Origin of the sequence: Chryseobacterium sp. MYb328 (assembly GCF_037572595.1) — a bacterium.
GTDB classification, from domain to species: Bacteria; Bacteroidota; Bacteroidia; order Flavobacteriales; family Weeksellaceae; genus Chryseobacterium; species Chryseobacterium pennae.
Genome location: NZ_JBBGZQ010000004.1, coordinates 15,743 through 36,128, shown reverse-complemented (window position 1 = coordinate 36,128; position 20,386 = coordinate 15,743). Strand labels below are relative to the sequence as shown.

Here is a 20,386-nt window from a genome sequence, read left to right as displayed (position 1 = left end):
AGTTAAAAGAAATTGGAAATCTAAATTATCTTAGATCTGGCTTTTGATTTCAGCCATCAATTCTTTTCCTCCGTTTTCCAGTACTACCTTTGCGAATTTTTCTCCAAAATTTTCTTCCGGATTGTATTCGAAATTTTCATCAATGGCAATACAGTTTTTACCATCAAGAGAACAAAGTGAGGCTACAAAGCGGATCTGATCTTCAATAATTTCAGCAAAAGCTCCGATAGGTGCTGTACATCCTCCTTCTAAAGTGCTAAGGAAGTTTCGTTCAATTTCTACACAGATCTGGGTAGGTTTGTGATTGATCTGTTTCAGTATTTCATTGATTTCCGGTTTGTCGGAATGTCCTGCTACGGCAATAACACCCTGAGATGGGGCTGAAATCATGACCGGAAGCATTTCGTAATCAATTTCCATTTTCATTCTTTTGATCCCTGCCAAAGATAGAATGGTCGCATCAAAATTTCCATCTTCAAGTTTTTGAAGACGGGTCTGGATATTTCCTCGGATATCAGAAAACTCGGTATTCGGAAAATGTCTTAACCAGAAAGCTCTTCTTCTCAGGCTGCTTGTGGCAAGTCTCAGTTCATGAAGTTCTTTATTTCTGGCTGATTCTTTTCTGATGAGAATGTCCTGTGGAAAGTCTCTTTCAAGATAGGAGATCATCTCAATATTCTGAGGTAACAGGGTAGGAACATCTTTTAAAGAGTGAACAGCAATATCTATTTCATCATTCAATAAGGCAGTATCAAGGTCTCTTGTGAAAACCCCGGTGATTCCTAATGAGTATAAAGGCTGATTAAGATTCTTATCGCCAGAAGAAACGATAGGAACAATCTCCGTTAAATAATTGTTGTTCTGAAGGTGCCTTGCAACCTCTCTAGCCTGCCAAAGTGCAAGTGCGGAATTTCTTGTTCCGATTCTAATGCTTTTCATTGAATTCGTTGTTTGGTTGTTCAACTAATATTTCGTGCATTAATTTACTAATTTCTTCGGCTTTTAAAGGATTATCGATGATATATTTTGCAAAACGGTTGGTGATCTTCTGGATCATTTTATCAGAAAGCTCCATATCCGTGATGTCTATATATTTATTTTTCTTGTAAAAATTATGCATTTCATTGCGTTCCATGTTCTTTAAAACAGCTTTGAAATGATGAATGTTTGGTGCTAATTTTCTTTTTTTCTCCCACTCAATGAAATCTTTCATCAGATCCTTAATGATCTTTTCAGCTTTTGGAATTTCCTTTTCTCTTTGCTGGATCGTTTCCTGAATCTGTTTTGAAAGCTCATCCACATCAATTAACGTTACATTTTCATTTTCCGTAACATTCTTTTCAACGTTATGAGGGATGGAAAGGTCTATTACCAATGTTTCTTTTCCGTTCGGGAAATGCGATTGGTTGATAATCGGGTGTTTAGCCCCTGTAGCCACGATAAGAATATCAGTGTTTTTTAATTCCTTGTCAAAATCAGAATAATCAACGTGAGGAATATTATATTTCTGGGAAATCTTTTCAGCTTTCTCCTGAGTTCTGTTCGCTATTTTAATTTTTGGCTGGTAAACATGTTTTACCAGGTTTTCAACGGTGTTTTGCCCAATCTCACCCACACCAAGAAGAAGGATATTCTTTTCAGCAATTTTCTTTTGGCTGTTTAAGATATAGTGAACGGCAGCATAAGAAACAGAAGCAGCTCCGTTGGAAATTCCTGTTTCATTCTTTATCCTTTTAGAAATCTGAATGGCAGCATTAATGGCTCTTTCCAAATATGGATTAGAATTCTGTCTTTCCTTTTTAAAACGGCTGTATGCTTTTTTGATCTGACCAATAATCTCAAAATCTCCGATAATCTGGCTTTCCAAACCGGCAGCTACTCTGAAAAGATGTATCAAAGCCTCTTCTTTAGTCAGAATATTGGCAAACTGAAGGAAGTCCGTAAGGTTTACCCCAATGGTTTTGCAGTATTCTTCAGCGACTAAAAGATAATTGGAAGAAGTGGTATAGATTTCAGTCCTGTTACATGTGGAAACCACAAATGCATCCCCAAGGTCTTCCTGATGGACGCGGGAAACAAAATTTTTGATGTTTTCATCAAAGAATGCAAACTTTCCTCTCGTTTCTACATCGGCCTTTTCGTAGCTTATAGAAAGCACGGCAAAATTCGATGTTTGATGGATGTTGGAATACTGTAACATAAGCAACGGCAAATTTACGTTTTTTTTAATTAATCATCCCCTGATAGTGTATATGATAATTATCGTAAAAAACTATAGAGAGATTCAAAAAGGCATCCGTGGAAGTTAAAATGCTGTTGAAGACAAAATATAAATAAAGAAATTTTCAAATTCGCTTATTTACCTGTTTGTTTTCTCTGCTTTTCTTTGTGTTTTTGACTCTCAAATTGTCCCGTTAATTTTAGTTGAAATCAAACTCTGTAATTATCTAAACAGAAAGTTAATAAAGAATTATAAATTTTAATAAAATTTTAACCAAATTATGTTGTAATGAAATTTCTTTAGTAGGGTTAAATTTATATCTTTGTAAACTTAAAATCAGAAGAAAAATATGAGTTTATTTGATATGTTTACGCAAGAAATTGCGATAGACCTGGGAACAGCTAATACCCTTATCATTCACAATAATAAAATTGTTATAGATCAGCCTTCAATTGTTGCGATTGAACGATCTACGGGTAAACCTATTGCTGTAGGGGAACAGGCTAAGCATATGCAAGGTAAAACTCACGAGGATATCAAGACGATTCGTCCATTGAAAGATGGGGTTATCGCAGATTTCCACGCTTCTGAACACATGATCAAGGAATTTATCAAAAAAATTCCTGGAATCAAGGGTAAATTCATACAGCCTGCATTAAGAATTGTAATCTGTATTCCTTCTGGTATTACTGAAGTTGAAAAAAGAGCGGTAAGAGACTCTGCTCAGAAAGTCAACGCAAAAGAAGTAAGGTTAATTTACGAGCCAATGGCAGCTGCTATAGGAGTTGGGATCGACGTACAGAAGCCTGAAGGAAATATGATCATTGATATAGGTGGGGGTACTACGGAAATTGCAGTAGTAGCTTTAGGTGGTATCGTATGTGATAAATCTGTAAAGATTGCAGGAGATGTATTTACCAATGATATTGCTTATTTCTTAAGAACTCACCATAACCTTTATATTGGAGAAAGAACTGCTGAAAGAATTAAAATTGAAGTAGGTTCTGCTGTAGAGGATCTTGATGTAGACATCGAAGATATTCCAGTACAAGGTAGAGACCTTATCACAGGGAAACCAAAAGAAATTATGGTAGGGTATAAAGAAATTGCCCGTGCATTAGACAAATCTATCATCAGAATTGAAGATGCTGTAATGGAAACTCTTTCTCTTACGCCACCGGAATTGGCTGCTGATATTTATAAAACGGGTATTTATCTTGCCGGAGGAGGTGCATTGTTAAGAGGTCTTGCGGACAGAATCCACAAAAAGACAGGTCTTCCTGTATTTGTAGCGGAAGATCCGTTGAGAGCTGTAGTTCGCGGAACTGGTATTGCCCTTAAGAATATGGATAAATTCAATTTCTTAATTAAATAATTTTAACTTTTTACGACTATATATCTGAATGGGATTTTTGCTGAGATTATTTTCGAAGAACACACTTTTTATCTTCTTTATATTCCTGCAAATTATTGCTCTGGTTCTGATATTCTCTAGAAATGCCATGCAGAGATCCTGGATTGCGGGCCAAACGGCTGCGTTGAATTCATGGATTTCCGGGTATATTGATGAGGGGGTTTCTTATCTGAAGCTAAAACAGATCAATGAAGATCTTGTGGTTCAGAATAAAGCCCTTATGGCAGAACTCTATGGGAAAGACGGATCAAAAAATCCTGTTTTCAAAAGAGTACATGATACCATCGGAGGTGGTCAGATCTATACTTTTGTTGATGGTGAAATTGTTTTCAACAGTATCAACAGAAGAAATAACTATTTTACAATCAACCGTGGCCGCAGAGACGGGGTCTTTCCTCAGATGGGGGTAATGGCACCTAGGGGTATTGCGGGGATTGTTATCAATTCTACAGACAGTTACGCATTGGTTCAGTCAGTATTGAGTGTCAACAAAATCAGAATTAATGCAGCGCTGAAAGATTCAGGATATTTTGGAACGTTAACATGGAATGGAGATAATTCCAGGGTGATGCACCTTGCGGATATTCCAAAATATGTTGCTTTAAAAGTAGGAGATACCGTTGTTACAGACGGTAAGTCTGCCATATTCCCGAAAGGGGTGACAATTGGAACTATTGCCGGATATTCTGTAGATAATAAAACAGGTTTCTGGGATATTTCTGTGGAACTGAGTGAAAAAATGGGTGCGTTGAATAAAGTGTATGTCGTGAAGAACCTGAAGAAAGCAGAAGTGCAGAAGATTCAGGACACGATGCAGACTGTAATAAAAAAGGAAAATGATTAGCAGGACTTTATTTACTGATATATTGATCATGATATTTCTTGTTGCATTACAGATTTTTGTATTGAACAGGATTACCATTTTCGGGAAATATACTCCGGTATTATATCCTGTATTCGTCATGTTCTATCCTTTTTTCAGAAATAAATTTCAGTTCCTGGCGTTAAGTTTTCTGATAGGATTATCTATTGATGGGTTTCTCTATTCATGGGGAATCAATGCTTTTGCAACAACATTGATTGCTTATTTTAGAACCTTGATATTCAGAACATCTACAGATACGTCTACAGACTTTTTCTCCTTTCAGTCCCTGCAGTGGGCGCAGTTTTTGCTGTTTTTATTTTCAAGTATTTTCCTGCATCAGCTTTTAGTTCAATATATTGAGTTCTTTAAGTTTAGCAGGTTTTTCGAAATATTATTTAATGTGTTGGTGACTAGCGTAATTTCATTTATATTTATAGTTGTCTACGCATTAATATTTAAAATCAAACAAAAAGTTTGAACACACGTTATTTAAAAATCTTTTCCGTCCTTGTTGTAATCGCTCTTATTTTTGTAGCGAGGCTTGCATATTTGCAGTTGTTTACAGACCGTTATGCACTGAATGCAGCCAACACTTCCATCAAAATTGAATATGTAATTCCTCAACGAGGGGTAATTTTTGACCGTAACGGAAAAATTATGGTGGGAAATCAGCCCGCTTATGAGATTTCCTTTACCCAAGGCTTAATGAAACCGGATTTTGATACAATAGGTTTTTGCAGCCTGATGAAAATCAATAAGGCAGACTTTATCAACAAGATCAATATTATTAAGAAAGAAAAATATTATTCTAAGCTGACACCTATGACCTTTTTAAAGGATCTCAGCAGGGAAGATATTGCGAGAGTGCAGGAAATTATTTTTAAATATCCTGCCTTTAATATTGTACAGAGACCTCAGCGTCAATATGAAGTTTCTACTTCAGGTAACCTTTTAGGATATACCAGTGAAGTAAATGAAAAAGAGATTAAAAAAGACTCTGTCTATTATTTACCTGGAGATTTTATCGGAAAAACAGGTGTTGAAAAGTCTTATGAGAAGGAACTCCGTGGGGTAAAAGGAATGAAGTATATCCAAAAAGATATCAGACTCCGAAATATTGGATCTTATAAAAACGGATCTTTGGATAAAGATGTAATTACGGGTAAAGATATTACGTTAACTATTGATTATGATCTTCAGAGAACGGCTGAAGAAATGCTGGTCGATAAACACGGTGCCATTGTAGCTATTGACCCTAATAATGGGGAAGTATTAGTAGCAGCAACCGGGCCGGATATTGATCCGAACCTTTTCACCGGACCTTATAAATCCAAAAATTTATATGCCCTGTCAAAAGATACGCTTTATGAAAACAAGCCTACTTTTGATCGTTCTTTACAGGCAGGATATCCTCCGGGATCAACTTTCAAGTTGTTGACTGCCTTGGCTGCCATGCAGATGGGCGTAATGGATGAAAAGACTGTTTTTCCTTGTGGTGGTGGATTTTTCTATAAAGGAAAAAGAATTAAAGGACATGGTGGTGCAGATCCGTTGATTCCTTCTATTCAGGTTTCCAGTAACTGCTTTTTCACCTATGCATTTATTGCTATTATCAAAAAATATCCCGGAAACCCTTCAAAAGGTGTTGATGAATGGAAAAAGATCATGAGCAGCTTTGGTGTTGGAGAGTTTTTAAATAATGACTTTGCGGTAGGAGCAAAAGGAAGAATTCCTTCCGGAGATTTTTATGAGAAAAGGTTTAAAGCCATCATGAAAGCAAGTGGGTCTCAGAGAACTGATTTTAAAAATTGGGATGAAATGTCAACCGGAGCCATCTATAACGGGATGGGGCAGGGAGATGTTTTGGTAACCCCTATTCAGTTGGCCAATTATGTAGCTGCTATCGCTAACAAAGGATGGTATTACACGCCTCATATTGTAAAAGCTATTGATGGAAAGGCAAACCCTGATCCAAGATTTAAGGTTAAACACCAGACTCTAGTTGATCCAAAACATTTTGAACCTGTTTTAAAAGGTATGGAAGCCGTAGTGTTGAGAGGAACCGCAAGAGGGCTGAAATCCAATGACTTTACACAATTAGCCAAAACAGGTACTGCACAGGTACCGCAAGGAAAAGATAATTCCATCTTCGTATTGATTGCTCCTGCTGATAAACCAAAAATTGTTGTGGTTGCAGTAATGGAACACGCGGGATTTGGAGCAACGTGGGCAGGCCCGGCTTGTACAGTGATTGCTGAAAAATATATTACTGGAGATTTAAAAAGAGAAAATCTTTATAAAAAAATGATTACCTCGAGTTTCATGCCGGAATATAAGAGACAGTGGATTGCAGACTTGAAGCGTAAAGGACTTTATAAAGATCCTAAACCTGATTCCATTAAACAAAAAAGAATAAAGGATAGCCTGGAACTTGTTAAACAACAAAAAGCCAAGCTCCAAAAGAAAATAGAAGAAGATAAGAAGAATAGTAACACTGTTAAAAAACCGGTTAAGCAATGAAATGGACAGAAGGGATAGATAAACTGGGCCTTGGGCTGTATTTCCTGCTTTGCATTTTTGCCATTGCCAATATCTACAGTGTTGACCAGAAATTAGGAGAAAAACAGTTGATATTCTTCTGTATATCTTTAGTCGTGGGACTCGTTATATTTTTAGGAAGAAGTAAGTTCTTCGAAAATATGGCCGGTATTATTTATATAGGTGGGGTTCTGTTACTGATCGGGCTTTTCCCTTTCGGAAAGGAAATTCTGGGGCAGAAGAACTGGTATAAGTTCGGAAGTCTTACCATGCAGCCTGTAGAGTTCGCAAAAATAGGTACTGCATTGATGCTGGCCAACTATGTTTCAGGGCCTGATTTTAATCTTAAGAATAGAAAATCACTGCTTACAGGTTTAGGGATTATTGGTATTCCGGCGGTTGTAGTATTGGCTATTCCCGATGTTGGTTCTATGCTTGTATTTATTGCATTCTTTATCGCTTTATACAGGGAAGGATTAAGTGGTTTGCTATTTGGGGTAGGTTTCGTTTTCGCTGCCGTTTTTTTGGTGGCTCTTGCGATTCCGCCAGTATATGTAGCGGCTGCTATTCTAATCATTGCAGGTGTTCTGATTGCGATGAATTATCATAGAATGTCGTGGGATGTGATTTCGATTTCTGGAATTTCAGGGTCTATTCTTTTATTATGTGGATTGGCATTCGGGTCACCTTATATTTTAGAAAAATTGCCTAAACACCAGAGAGAACGAATTGAGGTTCTTTATAAAGGTGAAAAAGCATTTAGAGATACTTCAGGATACAACTTATTATATTCCAAAACAGCGATTGGATCCGGAGGCCTTTTAGGAAAAGGATACCGTGAAGGATCAGTCACCCAGGGGAAATTTGTTCCCGAACAGGAAACTGATTATATTTTCTGTACAGTGGGGGAAGAGTGGGGCTTCTTAGGAAGTGCTATCCTTGTTTTATGCTATATGGTATATATCGGACGGATCTATTATCTGGCAGAGAGGCAGAAGTCTACCTTTAACCGGGTATTTGGGTATTGCTTTGCCTCGATTTTATTAATGCACTTTTCAATCAATTTAGGGATGGTTATGGGGCTTTTCCCAACGGTAGGAATCCCGCTTCCGTATTTCAGTTATGGTGGAAGTTCTTTGCTGGCCTTCTCCATGATGACTTTTATTTTCTTTAAACTTAATTATTCGGATAAGAACAGCTTAGTATAGCTATTTCCAAAGATTTAACTTTGTTTAAGTTCTGCAGAATTTGTGGATTCTATTGTTATACCTATAAATCATTACTTTTTATGAAAGACACTTATATTTTAGATCAAAATTTTGAGAATACAGATTTTGTACAATTTCCATTGGAAAAAGGAGAGTATGAGAATTGTACTTTTAAGAATTGCAGCTTTGAATATGGAAACCTATCCGGTTTTAGTTTTACAGATTGTGAATTTATAGGATGTAACCTCAGCATGGTAAAACTTACCTCAACGGCCTTTAGGAATGTTTTTTTCAAGGAATGTAAAATGTTAGGCCTGCAGTTTAGTGATTGTAATGGCTTTGGTCTTTCCTTTAAGTTTGATGGGTGTGCTCTTCATAATTCTATATTCTATCAGACCTCAATAAAGAAAACTGTTTTTAAAAATTCTAAACTGATTGAAGTGGATTTCACCGAATGTGATTTATCCAATGCAGTATTTGGCAACTGTGATCTGTCAGGAGCTGTTTTCGATAATTCTAACCTTGAAAAAGCAGATTTGAGGACTTCGGTAAACTATTCAATAGATCCGGCTTTAAATAAGCTTAAAAAGGCCAGGTTTTCGCTTTCTGAAATATATGGACTCTTGTATAAGCTGGATATTGAAATAGACAGAAATAGCTAGGTGTTGAATGTTGGTCTAAGCATTAATCATTAATTTCAATAGAAGCGAGCTTTAGCCTGCTTTTTATATAAAATGCATTCCATTGGATTTAACCTAAACTTAATGGGTAAGACAAATAAAAAAGCCGTCAGAATTTCTGATGGCTTCATTATTTAAATCAATTATTTATAAAATTAAAAATTTGCTGGTGTAGCTTGAGTAGCAGAAGCTAGATTGTTGTAATTTTCTCCTTCTGCATTAATTACTCTTTTTGCGAATCTGAATTTAGGTCCCCAATAAGAATCATTCAGTGAAGAAACCATTACTCCTTTAGATGTTGCTGCGTGAATAAATTTGATCTCTCCTTCTTCAGTAACACTTTCTACAATACCTACGTGAGAAATTCTTCTTCCATGAGAAAAGAAGATTAAGTCTCCTTTCTGTAATTCTCCTTTTTCAACTCTTTCACCTTCCTGAGCCTGAGAAGCCGCTACTCTTGGTAAAGTAAGACCTGCTGCAGCTCCGAAAACAGAAAGAACGAAAGCTGAACAATCAATACCTCTTCTTGTAGTTCCTCCATATCTGTAAGGAGTTCCAAGGTATGTTTCAGCTTCTTCAAGGATACCGTCAATGGTTTTATTGTGTTTGATTGCTTTTGCAATCTCAGAATTCTTAACTGCTTTTTTAGCATTTGCTATAGATGCCGCTTTTTCTGCAAGGAATGAGTCTATCAATTTCTGCTTATCCTGCTCCATTTTTTTGTTATCAATAGAAGCTAGTTTGGCATCTGTTTTGTATTCTTTAGCGTAAGTTGCTGGTTTTGAAACTACATAATTGGTAGCACACGATTGCAATGATACAGTAGTAACTAAAGCAACTAAATAAAACAAAACTCTTTTCTTCATATATACTTGATTAACCGTGTTAAATTGGAATATTTATTTTCAAAAGCAATACAAAAGTAGAGATTCCGAGCTAAAGACCCCTGATATGATAATTGTCAGGATCTTATTTTAACACTATTTAACATATTATTTACATATGTTAAAGAAAAATAAACCGCAACCGCCTATTTTTGGTAATCCTGCGGTTTTTTTTATTAAGATTCTTTAACAAAATTCATCGATATTCTTCTATAAATCATGTTTTGTAATTTAAAACTCTAATTTTCAAGGGTGTTAAAAAAACAAAATAAATTTTAAAAAAACCTTTATTTCATGGGTGTTTGAGCTTTGTTTTGCTTATTGCTTTAAATAATATCTCTTATTATTATATAAAACGGGATTTTAAAAATCTTTTTTTGATAAGAAGTGATCAAAATCTTAACAAAACCATCCTTGATCATCGTAAGGGAATAAAAAAATTCCTCAGAAAACTGAGGAATTTAACTAATATGGAACTTTACAGAGTTATTTTGTAAACAACATCTCTCTGTATTTCGTCATCGGCCAAAGCTCATCGTCTACCATCATTTCAAGGTTGTCAGATGCTTCTCTGATACCGTCAAATAAAGGTTTTACTTTGTTGCAGTATACTTCTGCCTGCTTTTGGCTGTCTGATATGCTTTTTGCCGCTTCTCTGGCTTTGATAAGATCTTCAACACCCAGCTTGATTTTTGAAACATTTTCAGAAATGCTGGTGATTAGGCTCATCTGTTCTTTTGCCAACGGTTTAAATTCTTTATCTCCGAAGATATCCTTAAGACCCTTAACGTTCTCAATTAATCTGTTCTGATAATTTAAAGCGGAAGGAATAATGTGATTTCTTGCGATGTCACTCAACACTCTCGCTTCAATATCAATAACAGTAGAGTATTTCTCTAGTTTAATCTCGTTTCTTGCTTCCACTTCTCTGTGGTTAAAGATTCCCATTTCTTCGTAAAGATCAAGGAATTTTTTATCCATTTCCTGCTTAAGAGCTTCTGGAGTGGTTTTCAAATTATTCAACCCTCTTTTTTTAGCTTCTTTTGCCCAGTCGTCAGAATATCCGTCACCTTCAAACATAATGCTTTTGCACTGTTTAATGTATTCTCTTAATATATTGAAAATAGCTTCGTCTTTCTTCAGTCCTGTTTCGATCAAAGCATCTACTTCTTTTTTGAAATCACCTAATTGCTTTGCTGCAATCGTATTCATTACCGTCATAGATTCTGCACAGTTTGCAGATGATCCTACCGCTCTGATCTCAAATTTATTTCCTGTAAATGCAAATGGAGAAGTTCTGTTTCTATCTGTATTGTCCAGTAGAATTTCAGGGATTTTTCCAACTACATTTAATTTTAGTTCTGTTTTTTCTTCAGGAGATAATTTTCCGTTAGTTACTTTTTCAAGTTCTTCTAATACACTGAATAACTGGCTTCCGATAAATACGGAGATAATTGCCGGTGGAGCTTCATTAGCACCTAATCTATGGTCGTTACTTGCAGAAGCGATACTTGCTCTTAAAAGATCTGCATACTCGTAAACAGCTTTAATTGTGTTCACGAAGAATGTTAAGAACTGTAAGTTCTTCTTAGGGTTTTTTCCCGGGCTTAACAGGTTTTCACCAGTATCAGTTGCTAAAGACCAGTTGTTGTGCTTTCCGCTTCCGTTTACCCCTGCGAATGGCTTTTCATGGAACAAAATATGGAAATGGTGCTTGTGAGCAACTCTTGCCATGATATCCATCAATAAAGAGTTATGATCTACAGCAACATTTACTTCTTCAAACATAGGAGCCAATTCAAATTGATTTGGAGCTACCTCATTGTGTCTTGTTGTTGCAGGGATTCCCAGCTTCATACATTCGATTTCCAGTTCTTTCATGAAGTTCATTACCCTTGTAGGGATAGAACCGAAGTAATGGTCATCTAATTGCTGTCCTTTTGCAGGAGAGTGTCCTAACAAAGTTTTACCTGTTAATACAAGATCCGGACGTGATTGGTATAATGCTGAATCAACCAGGAAATATTCTTGTTCCCAACCTAAAGTGGGAGTTACTTTTGTTACGTTTTTATCAAAATACTGCATTACGCTGGTTGCAGCTTCGTCTACAGCATTTAAAGCCCTTAAAAGAGGTGCCTTATAATCTAAAGTTTCTCCAGTATAAGAGATGAAGATTGAAGGAATACATAATGTAGTTCCCATAATGAAAGCCGGAGAAGTAGGGTCCCAAGCTGTATAACCTCTGGCTTCGAAAGTGTTTCTGATTCCTCCATTCGGGAAAGAAGACGCATCCGGTTCCTGCTGGATCAATAAGTTTCCGCTGAATCTTTCGATCGCTCTGCCTCCTTCGATAGGGGTGAAGAAAGAATCGTGTTTTTCGGCAGTTGTACCCGTCAAAGGCTGAAACCAGTGAGTATAGTGAGTTACTCCTTTACTCATTGCCCAGTCTTTCATTGCTACGGCAACCTGATCTGCAATGTGTCTCTGGATTTTAGTCCCTTTTTTTACCGCATCCATAATAGACTGGAATGCTTCTTTCGTTAAATATTCTCTCATTGTTTCTTCTGAGAAAACATTTTGGCAGAATAGTTCTGATAATTTCGCCGGGATTTCGACATTGTTGTCTTTTCTGAAATCCTTAAATGGAAGAGTTTCTAATGCTTTGAATCTTAAGGTTGACATATTTGGGTAGATTTTGATAGGGCAAATTTACAAAAAAAATGAAATGAAAATGATTTGACCCCTAAAATTTTCAGGGGTGTTGTGAAATTTTATATAAATTAAACAATTGTTTGGGGTGTTTTTTATAGGGGTGATTGTTTTTTTTAATGGTTAAAATGTAATATTTAAAGGTGTTTTAAAGGGTAGGGTAGCTCTAAATACATTTTACATGATACATGCTGCAATCCTGTGCGAATTTAAGCTACTTATTAAAAGATAGTTAAAATAAAATGGGCAAAGATTTCGTATATTTGTGTGAAATTTATTTTATGACAAATTCTAGAGCAAGAGAAACAACAGAAGCTATTGAAAGATTATATATCTCTATGAGACACTTATTTTATAGAGGATTTTTCAAACCGGCAGGTGTTTCAGGAGAAAGTATCAGAAGCTTGTTGAAAACCATCAATCCGGAAATTTATGGAACCATGAGTGTCCCGAGTAAATTGGAACTTGATGGTCTAATGTATGTATTAGACAGGCTTCCGGAAGGGATTGAGGAATGTGCTTTTATTCATCTTACATCTGATGAAGGTTTTGATAAAGGAAGTTTCGAACCTATTGTTCCAAAGAAAAGAAGAAGAAACTGTTATAGAATAGACGAACACCAGATGAATATTGAGGTTCTTTTGGGCCGTTCCGAAATTTATGACATTCTTACTCACCTTACATTCCTATTTATAGAAGCTGATAAAATCCGTAACCTGGCATTCATTCAGGACGAAAACTGGAAGCCGACACGAGCCTTCAAAATTATTGAAGAGGTAGTGAAAGGTGAAAAGAAATTCAGCAGAAAAGAAAAAGAAGTGGCATTGATCCACCTTTCTTCATTAATAGGAAGATCTTTTGATGAAACATTAATAGCTTATAATACTTTTGGTGATGATAATAACCCAGACCGTTTATTTAAAATCATGTATAATCTAGCAAAAGTAAGTCTTGAAGATGCAAAGGGAACTACAGAGAGAGAAATTCATTTCAGTGCTATATTAAAGGAAAGGGTAGGGCACCACTATTTCGGAGAGAAGTGGGCTAATAAAGTGAAGGAGGTTTTATTTGAAAACAATCTTCATACCCGTCCACTGCATATTATTTCTGCCAATATGCACTCTGTGAAAAATATGCTTTATGCAAATGATGCCCTTAAAAAGAAGCATAATAACGAAGTGGATTATAAACTGTATGAAGAGATTTCAAACAAAAAAGAACTTCGTGATAAGGTATTGAAGTATGCTTTAGACGAAGGAATGATTCATATTGCGGATAAAAGCGGAAGTAATATCGATGTACAGATTATTGATCTTAGTAAGATGAATCTGAAGAATACCCCGTTTGCTGACTGTAAGTTTGGAGGGGATGATGTGGTAATGGTATTTGATTATGCTTTTGGAGAACAGGCTTTTGAGGTAATGGATGAATTGCTGAAGCCTTACGAACATAAAGGAGAAGTATATATGATGCATGTAAAATCTGTTTCTATTATGGGGAAAGCAGGTATCCTTACCGGAGAAAAAGGAGATATTATGATCCCGACTTCTCACATCTTTGAAGGAACTGCTGATAACTATCCTTTTGAAAATGCATTGAAGCTTGATGATTTTAATGATGATGAACTGAAAGCATTTGAAGGTCCGATGATTACTGTTTTAGGAACATCGCTTCAGAATAAGGATATTTTATCTTACTTCATGAACACTTCATGGAAAGCGATTGGTCTTGAAATGGAAGGAGCTCATTATCAGAAAGCGATTCAGGTAGCTTCTAAAATCAGACATCATATTTCTCCGGATCTGTTTGTTTGCTATGCATACTATGCTTCAGATAATCCTTTGGAAACAGGAAGTACCCTATCTTCAGGAGGTTTAGGCCTTACAGGAGTGAAGCCAACGTATCTGATTACTTTAAGAATCCTTGAAAAGATCTTAAAAAGCGGAAAAAAAGAAGTTTCTGCTAAGAAATAATTGTAATTTCATATTATAATATAAGCCTCAGGTGTTTTACATCTGAGGCTTTTTTTGTTTTAAATACTTAGGATATTGAGCCTTGTCAAGGTTTAAAACCTTGACAAGGCTTAGTGTTATCTGCAAGATCTAGATCAATATTTTAATTACTTATTTTTAGAAAAATATATTGATCATGAGTTCTGTATTACAATTAGCCAAAAGATTCAGAGAAGTTTTGCTAGACGGCCTCTGGATTGCCAATACCAATTTTAAAGATGAGCTTTCTGATGTAACATGGGAACAGGCTGTAACGAAGGTTGGTACTTTAAATACTATTGCTATGCTCACTTTTCATATTGATTATTATATTGCCGGGATTACTCCTGTTTTTGAAGGAGGAAATCTGGAAATAAAAGACAGGTACAGTTTTGATCTCCCACCCATAGAATCTCAGGAACATTGGGAGGCGCTGCTGACTAAGCTATGGTCAGACTCAGAGAAGTTTGCCGTTTTATTAGAAAAGATGCCGGATTCAAAGCTTGATGAAATGTTTGTGGATCAAAAGTATGGAACGTATCAAAGAAATATTGACGGGATGATAGAGCACGCATATTATCATCTGGGGCAGATTACTCTTATCAAGAAACTATTACAAAAGCAATAATGTATTAGCCGGATAAGACAACACCAGATAGTCATCTGTGAAAATCTGCGTAATCCGTAGTTAAAAAAATAATCTTACCGTTCATTTAACAAAACAGATGGAAAGTTATCTAAAACAGAGCGAAACCCTGTTATAACTCCACATTTTAAGGTTTTGTTTAAATTACTTACCTTTAAAAAAAAATTAAATTTTAAATGAGAAAATCGGCTGCAATCATTTTTGCGTTTATCATTTCACAATTTCAGGCTCAGCAAGGAGCTTATTATCAGCAGGCTGCGAAGTACAAGATGGATATCGATGTCAATGCTGAAAAATTTACCTATCAGGGAAAACAAACTTTAGAATACACCAATAACTCACCGGATGAGCTTAATGTAGTGTATTTCCACCTGTATTGGAATGCTTTTAAGCCTAATTCCATGATGGATCAGAGAGTTTCTTCCCAAGGAAAAAATGGTGACGGAAGGTTGCAGAAAAACGGAATCTCAACACTGTCTTCCATTCCAAAAGATCAGGAAGGCGCTCAGAATATTCACTGGATCAAACAGAATGGTAAAGATCTGAAATTTGAAGTTCAGGAAACGATTATGAAAGTATATCTGGCAGATCCTATTAAACCAGGCTCTACAACAACTTTTATGATGGATTGGGATGCTGTAATTCCTCAGCAGATCAGAAGAAGTGGAAGAAATAACAGAGAGGGGGTGGATATGACCATGACACAATGGTATCCAAAAATTGCCGAATATGACTATGATGGCTGGGCAACTTTTGATTATCTGGGAAGAGAATTCCATGCGCCTTTCTCTGATTTTGATGTAACTATTAAAATCAATAAAGATTATGTAGTAGGAGCAGGAGGAATTCTTGAAAATCCAGCTGAAGTAAAAGGTTATGACGCTGCTGCAAAGATCAAAGCAGAAAAAGATAAGAAAGCCACATGGAAATGGACTGCCAAAAATATCCTTGATTTTGCATGGAGTGCAGACAGAGATTATTCTGTAGAAAGCTTTAATGTTCCTGAAGGGCCAAAAGTATATTTAGTCTATCAGAAAAATGATAAAACGAAAGTATGGGGTGAAGCTCAGCCTTATATTACCAAGTATTTCCAGCTTATGAATTCTCATTTTGGAAAATATGTATACCCTACTTATGCTTTCATTCAGGGAGGTGACGGTGGAATGGAATACGGAATGTGTACCATGATTCTGGGTGAGGCTAAAGATATCAAAGGGCTGATGGGGTTAATGGCTCACGAAGGTTCTCACTCATGGTATCAGCAGATGCTTGCTACGAATGAATCTGTACGCCCATGGATGGATGAAGGCTTTACCAGCTATGCAGAAGGTTATACCATGTACCAGCTGTTCCCGGAAGAACTTCCGAATCCGTTTGCCAATACTTTGAATGCATACAGAAACTTCGTTAAAAAAGGAATTGAAGAACCGGCTGTGTGGTTAGGAGATCACCATGATAACGGAACATCTTATACGTATGCTTCTTATGTAAAAGGAGAATTGTACCTGGTACAGCTGGGATATATCATGGGAGAACAGAATCTTGCAGAGACTTTAAAGCAATATTATGACCAGTGGAGCATGAAACACCCTTCAGACAGAGATTTTCTTCACATTGCTCAAAAGGTTTCAGGAATGGATTTAAAATGGTTCCACAATTATTGGATCAATACCACCAAAACGATCGATTACGGAATTAAGGATGTAAAGTATGATGCGAAATCTACAACAATTACCCTTGTTAATAACGGTCAGGTTCCGATGCCGGTTGATTTCAGTGTAATGACTACAGATAAGAAGATCGTTACTTATCAGATTCCATTGAATATGACCCATACCTGGAAAGAAAAAGATGCTTACGGAGAATTCAAGACAATGCCTTACTGGCCTTGGACGCAGAAAGAGTATACGATCACGGTTCCTTATACAAAATCTCAATTGTCTGTATTAGGAATTGATTTCAGTCAGAGAATTGCAGATGTAAATATGGAAGATAACTTTGTAGAAGTAAAATAAAAAGATCAACATAGAGATAAAAGGAGTATTTGTAAGTACTCCTTTTATTTTTTTATAAATTTGGAACTCGAATTTTTTCAAATCCTAGCCTGTTAAAATATAATGAATTCAATTGTAATAAATGTAGGGAACAGTAATATCAGATTTGGTCTTTTTAATGGTGATAATTGTGATATTTCCTGGGTAATCAATACAAAGCCTTACAGAACAGCAGACGAGCTTTATGTACAGATGCTGATGCTTTATCAGACTTATAAAGTTGAGCCAAAAGAAATAGAAAAGGTAATCATTGGATCTGTGGTACCTCAGCTTACCAAAGTGATGAGTTCGGGAATCAAGAAGATCCATGGAGTAACACCGGTCATTGTTGATCGTACAACTCCGTCAGCAGTGGTGGCGAAGTCAAAGCAGATGGGGACGGATATTTATGCGAACCTTGTAGCTGCTCATAATCTTTATCCAAACAGAAAAAAGATTGTTATTGATTTTGGAACGGCACTTACAGCAAGTTGTGTTGCAGAAACTGGGGAAACCTTGGGGGTAATTATTGCTCCGGGAATTGTAACCTCTTTAAATTCTCTGATCCATCAGACGGCTCAGCTTCCGGATATTGAACTTAAAAGACCTAAATCAGTATTGGGATTAGACACGGTAACCTGCATGCAAAGCGGAATGGTATACGGTTTCCTGGGAATGGTAGAAGGTTTTATCAACCGGATCAATGATGAGGTGAACGATGATTGCTTTGTTGTGGCAACAGGGGGTGTTTCTCATGTGTATAAGCCTTTAACGGATAAAATTCATGTAATGGATAGACTTCATACTCTGAAAGGGCTTTATTTCCTTGGAAAAGATCTCTAGATCATCCAAAGCTTTTGGGCTAAACCTCAGCTCTATTACCCAATTTAACCACGAATAAAATGAAAGAATTAAAAGAATTTCCAAGAATTGAAACCGAAAGACTGATCCTTTCCCAATTGGAAGAGAAGGATATTCCTTTTATTGTTGAATTTCTTAAACACAGGATTTATTCGGATCTTACTTCTAATATTCCTTATCCTTACACGGAAAATGATGGTAAGATGTGGGTGAAAATGTCCAGAGAAGCTTTTGAAGAAAAAACTGGCTTTACGTTTGGAATCCGAAATAAAGAAGAGCAGCTTATCGGAGCCATTGGTCTTCATGATAGGGATGATGATATGGCAGAACTAGGGTATTGGATAGGAATTCCTTACTGGAATAAAGGATATGTTACTGAAGCAGCAAGAGCCATTGTGAAATTCGGATTTAAAGACTTAGGTTTTAATAAAATTTATGCTACTCATTTGCTTCACAATCCTGCTTCCGGAAAGATTATGGAGAAAATAGGAATGGAGCAGGAGGCAATTTTGAAACAGCATGCCAAGAAAGATGAAGAATATTTTGACCTTGCAATGTATTCTGTCTTTAAAGATTAATCGGGATCATTCTTTATAAAATAAAAATCAGAGAACATTCAATATTCTCTGATTTTTTATGTTTGTCAAAAAGGCTCTTAAAGAAAAATCTACCTTTTGCTTTTAAAAAAGTCTTTAACAATAGAAGAACATTCGTTTTCCATAATACCTGTGATAATCTCTGTTTTTGGATGTAGGGTAAGGTGTTTGTTAATAAAACCTCTTTGTTCATCCCTGGCTCCAATTACTACTTTGGATACCTGAGACCAAGATAAGGCTCCTGAACACATCACACATGGTTCCATCGTAACGTAGAGCGTACAGTCTTTTAAATATTTACCTCCTAAAAAGTTAGCTGCAGAGGTTATAGCCTGCATTTCTGCATGGGCTGTGACATCGTTTAATGTTTCGGTGAGATTATGGGCTCTTGCAATGATACGATTATTGGAAACTACAACACATCCGATAGGGACTTCATCCTGTTCCAAAGCGGCTTCTGCTTCCTGCAGAGCCATTTTCATATAATATTCGTCTGTAAACATTTAATCAAAATTTAAAGTTAGAGGAACGCGTAGCCGAGCTCTATAGGGCTGATTGTTTTTTTTAGCAGGTTCCCACTTTTTTTTAATCAGTAATATTGCAAGCTCAGCCTGCTTATTGAAACTTTCATTTTCCCCGAAGGCCTTTGCTGTCATGATGCTTCCATCTAGATCTATAATGAAGACTACACGGCTTTGAATGATTCCTTTTCCCCTAACCAGGTTTGTATTTAAGTTTTCAGCAATTTCTTTTTTTAAAGCTTCTATACCATCAGGATATTTTGGAGATTTGTCTTCTTCGGTATCTTTCATATCGGTTTTTAGTTGGAAGTCCTCCAAGATATAACCAGATTTTATTTTTTCCAGTTCTTCCAGGTATTCGTTATTCCTTTTAAGCTCTAATGTTCCTATATCACTGTCTTTTTTCAATGTAATTTTAGCGTGCTTTCTTAAAGGAGCTTCTGCGATATCATCAGTATACTTATTATTTATTTTCTGAATTTCAGTATCATATTTTTCCTTAACAAGCTTAAGCCTTTCTGCTTGCTGTGAGAAGTAAAAATTAAGAGAAAAAAATAGAAACAGGACGTAATATTTCTCCATTAGTCCACCATCGTTAAAGTTAAAGGAATTTTGAAACGGAATCTTGCCGGATCACCTTTGACAAGGGCGGGAGAAAATTTTTCAGAAATAGAGTAGAGAGCAATTTCAGCTTGCCTGTTGAAAGTGAAATTATCACCCTGTGCATGAACATTGCTGATGCTTCCATCTTTTTCCACAATAAAGGCAACATCTGTTTTTACTGTTTTTAATTCAGAATGAACGCCGTCTACATACAGCAGATCTGCAACTTCCTGTCTCAGAGTATTGATTCCTCCGGGATAATCAGCAGTCTTTTCTGTCTGGGTAGCTTTATCACTAAGATCTCTGGAGTTTCCTTCATTTGATTTTAAAGTCTGAAGATCCTCAATATTCCTTACTCTCAGAAGTGCTCCGATTAAGGCTGTGTTTTCAATACTGTCCATCTTTTTCATGAAAAAGAGAAAATCTCCTTTAATTGCATCCTTTTTGAGGATATTGGATTCAGCATCAAACTTCTTCTTGAATTCATTATTCAGCATCCCTCTGTGCTGATTGTAATAGTTTTTTACCAATCGGAATTCTTCTTTCTGCTGTGATAAGCAAAATGAAGAAATAGTACAAAATATGCAAATGAATAAAGTTCTCAATAGAGGATATT

At 36.2% G+C, this 20,386-nt stretch carries 18 protein-coding genes; 11 read left to right on the top strand and 7 right to left on the bottom strand.

Annotated features, from left to right (window positions below; genetic code table 11):
• Positions 1-30: 30 nt before the first annotated feature.
• Complete coding sequence (gene hemC, locus WH267_RS05800) at positions 31-939, bottom strand: hydroxymethylbilane synthase (RefSeq protein ID WP_115968303.1); 909 nt, start codon at positions 937-939, stop codon at positions 31-33.
• Entirely contained in the window at positions 926-2,200 is a 1,275-nt protein-coding gene (gene hemA / locus WH267_RS05795; protein ID WP_340006454.1) for a glutamyl-tRNA reductase, read from the bottom strand. Before hemA ends, hemC begins: the two co-directional genes overlap by 14 nt.
• A 370-nt stretch (positions 2,201-2,570) precedes the next feature.
• Here hemA and WH267_RS05790 point away from each other — a divergent pair, with 370 nt between their 5' ends.
• The 6 genes from WH267_RS05790 to WH267_RS05765 all read left to right on the top strand — a co-directional run bounded on the left by WH267_RS05790 (position 2,571) and on the right by WH267_RS05765 (position 8,908).
• On the top strand, positions 2,571-3,596 hold the full coding sequence (locus WH267_RS05790) for a rod shape-determining protein (protein WP_115968299.1): 1,026 nt from the start codon (positions 2,571-2,573) through the stop codon (positions 3,594-3,596).
• A gap of 28 nt (positions 3,597-3,624) precedes the next feature.
• Positions 3,625-4,479 carry a rod shape-determining protein MreC gene (mreC, locus tag WH267_RS05785; RefSeq protein WP_115968297.1) on the top strand — a complete coding sequence of 285 codons (855 nt, stop codon included), beginning with the start codon at positions 3,625-3,627 and terminating at the stop codon, positions 4,477-4,479.
• Positions 4,472-4,978: a rod shape-determining protein MreD gene (locus tag WH267_RS05780; RefSeq protein WP_115968295.1), complete on the top strand. Its 507-nt coding sequence runs from the start codon at positions 4,472-4,474 to the stop codon at positions 4,976-4,978. Before mreC ends, WH267_RS05780 begins: the two co-directional genes overlap by 8 nt.
• Complete coding sequence (locus WH267_RS05775; RefSeq protein WP_115968293.1) at positions 4,975-7,020, top strand: peptidoglycan D,D-transpeptidase FtsI family protein; 2,046 nt, start codon at positions 4,975-4,977, stop codon at positions 7,018-7,020. Before WH267_RS05780 ends, WH267_RS05775 begins: the two co-directional genes overlap by 4 nt.
• Positions 7,017-8,246, top strand: coding sequence for a rod shape-determining protein RodA (gene rodA / locus WH267_RS05770; protein ID WP_115968291.1), 1,230 nt, complete (start codon positions 7,017-7,019; stop codon positions 8,244-8,246). Before WH267_RS05775 ends, rodA begins: the two co-directional genes overlap by 4 nt.
• Before the next feature lie 80 nt (positions 8,247-8,326).
• A complete protein-coding gene (locus WH267_RS05765) occupies positions 8,327-8,908 on the top strand; it encodes a pentapeptide repeat-containing protein (RefSeq protein WP_340006447.1) in 582 nt (193 codons plus the stop codon).
• Positions 8,909-9,081: 173 nt separating this feature from the next.
• Here WH267_RS05765 and WH267_RS05760 read toward each other — a convergent pair whose 3' ends face one another.
• Both WH267_RS05760 and WH267_RS05755 read right to left on the bottom strand, forming a co-directional pair.
• Complete coding sequence (locus tag WH267_RS05760; protein ID WP_123320385.1) at positions 9,082-9,792, bottom strand: C40 family peptidase; 711 nt, start codon at positions 9,790-9,792, stop codon at positions 9,082-9,084.
• 504 nt (positions 9,793-10,296) lie between these two features.
• Positions 10,297-12,492 carry a glutamine synthetase III family protein gene (locus tag WH267_RS05755; RefSeq protein WP_115968286.1) on the bottom strand — a complete coding sequence of 732 codons (2,196 nt, stop codon included), beginning with the start codon at positions 12,490-12,492 and terminating at the stop codon, positions 10,297-10,299.
• 308 nt (positions 12,493-12,800) lie between these two features.
• Between WH267_RS05755 and WH267_RS05750 the strand changes: the two genes are divergently transcribed.
• The 5 genes from WH267_RS05750 (at position 12,801) to WH267_RS05730 (ending at position 18,628) form a co-directional block, all read left to right on the top strand.
• Entirely contained in the window at positions 12,801-14,492 is a 1,692-nt protein-coding gene (locus WH267_RS05750) for a DUF6909 family protein (RefSeq protein ID WP_115968285.1), read from the top strand.
• A gap of 175 nt (positions 14,493-14,667) precedes the next feature.
• The gene (locus WH267_RS05745) at positions 14,668-15,138 is read left to right on the top strand and encodes a DUF1572 domain-containing protein (protein WP_340006444.1); all 471 of its coding nucleotides are present in this window, start codon (positions 14,668-14,670) and stop codon (positions 15,136-15,138) included.
• 194 nt (positions 15,139-15,332) lie between these two features.
• Positions 15,333-17,171: a M1 family metallopeptidase gene (locus WH267_RS05740; RefSeq protein ID WP_340006442.1), complete on the top strand. Its 1,839-nt coding sequence runs from the start codon at positions 15,333-15,335 to the stop codon at positions 17,169-17,171.
• A 102-nt stretch (positions 17,172-17,273) separates the two neighbouring features.
• Positions 17,274-18,032, top strand: a complete 759-nt coding sequence (locus WH267_RS05735) for a type III pantothenate kinase (RefSeq protein WP_123320388.1) — start codon at positions 17,274-17,276, stop codon at positions 18,030-18,032.
• A gap of 59 nt (positions 18,033-18,091) precedes the next feature.
• The gene (locus tag WH267_RS05730; RefSeq protein WP_340006439.1) at positions 18,092-18,628 is read left to right on the top strand and encodes a GNAT family N-acetyltransferase; all 537 of its coding nucleotides are present in this window, start codon (positions 18,092-18,094) and stop codon (positions 18,626-18,628) included.
• 89 nt (positions 18,629-18,717) lie between these two features.
• Here WH267_RS05730 and WH267_RS05725 read toward each other — a convergent pair whose 3' ends face one another.
• Genes WH267_RS05725 through WH267_RS05715 form a run of 3 tightly spaced genes read right to left on the bottom strand, consistent with a single transcriptional unit; the run spans position 18,718 to position 20,375 of the window.
• Positions 18,718-19,149: a nucleoside deaminase gene (locus WH267_RS05725; protein ID WP_115968277.1), complete on the bottom strand. Its 432-nt coding sequence runs from the start codon at positions 19,147-19,149 to the stop codon at positions 18,718-18,720.
• Positions 19,150-19,749, bottom strand: a complete 600-nt coding sequence (locus WH267_RS05720; protein ID WP_340006438.1) for a hypothetical protein — start codon at positions 19,747-19,749, stop codon at positions 19,150-19,152. It abuts the gene before it with no gap.
• On the bottom strand, positions 19,749-20,375 hold the full coding sequence (locus tag WH267_RS05715) for a hypothetical protein (RefSeq protein ID WP_340006436.1): 627 nt from the start codon (positions 20,373-20,375) through the stop codon (positions 19,749-19,751). Before WH267_RS05715 ends, WH267_RS05720 begins: the two co-directional genes overlap by 1 nt.
• Positions 20,376-20,386: the final 11 nt, after the last annotated feature.

Excerpts from the sequence above, each read along its gene's own strand:
- hemC (WP_115968303.1), bottom strand. The coding sequence starts at position 939 with ATGAAAAGCATTAGAATCGGAACAAGAAATTCCGCACTTGCACTTTGG.
- hemA (WP_340006454.1), bottom strand. The coding sequence starts at position 2,200 with ATGTTACAGTATTCCAACATCCATCAAACATCGAATTTTGCCGTGCTT.
- WH267_RS05790 (WP_115968299.1), top strand. The coding sequence starts at position 2,571 with ATGAGTTTATTTGATATGTTTACGCAAGAAATTGCGATAGACCTGGGA.
- mreC (WP_115968297.1), top strand. The coding sequence starts at position 3,625 with ATGGGATTTTTGCTGAGATTATTTTCGAAGAACACACTTTTTATCTTC.
- WH267_RS05780 (WP_115968295.1), top strand. The coding sequence starts at position 4,472 with ATGATTAGCAGGACTTTATTTACTGATATATTGATCATGATATTTCTT.
- rodA (WP_115968291.1), top strand. The coding sequence starts at position 7,017 with ATGAAATGGACAGAAGGGATAGATAAACTGGGCCTTGGGCTGTATTTC.
- WH267_RS05765 (WP_340006447.1), top strand. The coding sequence starts at position 8,327 with ATGAAAGACACTTATATTTTAGATCAAAATTTTGAGAATACAGATTTT.
- WH267_RS05760 (WP_123320385.1), bottom strand. The coding sequence starts at position 9,792 with ATGAAGAAAAGAGTTTTGTTTTATTTAGTTGCTTTAGTTACTACTGTA.
- WH267_RS05755 (WP_115968286.1), bottom strand. The coding sequence starts at position 12,492 with ATGTCAACCTTAAGATTCAAAGCATTAGAAACTCTTCCATTTAAGGAT.
- WH267_RS05750 (WP_115968285.1), top strand. The coding sequence starts at position 12,801 with ATGACAAATTCTAGAGCAAGAGAAACAACAGAAGCTATTGAAAGATTA.
- WH267_RS05745 (WP_340006444.1), top strand. The coding sequence starts at position 14,668 with ATGAGTTCTGTATTACAATTAGCCAAAAGATTCAGAGAAGTTTTGCTA.
- WH267_RS05740 (WP_340006442.1), top strand. The coding sequence starts at position 15,333 with ATGAGAAAATCGGCTGCAATCATTTTTGCGTTTATCATTTCACAATTT.
- WH267_RS05735 (WP_123320388.1), top strand. The coding sequence starts at position 17,274 with ATGAATTCAATTGTAATAAATGTAGGGAACAGTAATATCAGATTTGGT.
- WH267_RS05730 (WP_340006439.1), top strand. The coding sequence starts at position 18,092 with ATGAAAGAATTAAAAGAATTTCCAAGAATTGAAACCGAAAGACTGATC.
- WH267_RS05725 (WP_115968277.1), bottom strand. The coding sequence starts at position 19,149 with ATGTTTACAGACGAATATTATATGAAAATGGCTCTGCAGGAAGCAGAA.
- WH267_RS05720 (WP_340006438.1), bottom strand. The coding sequence starts at position 19,749 with ATGGAGAAATATTACGTCCTGTTTCTATTTTTTTCTCTTAATTTTTAC.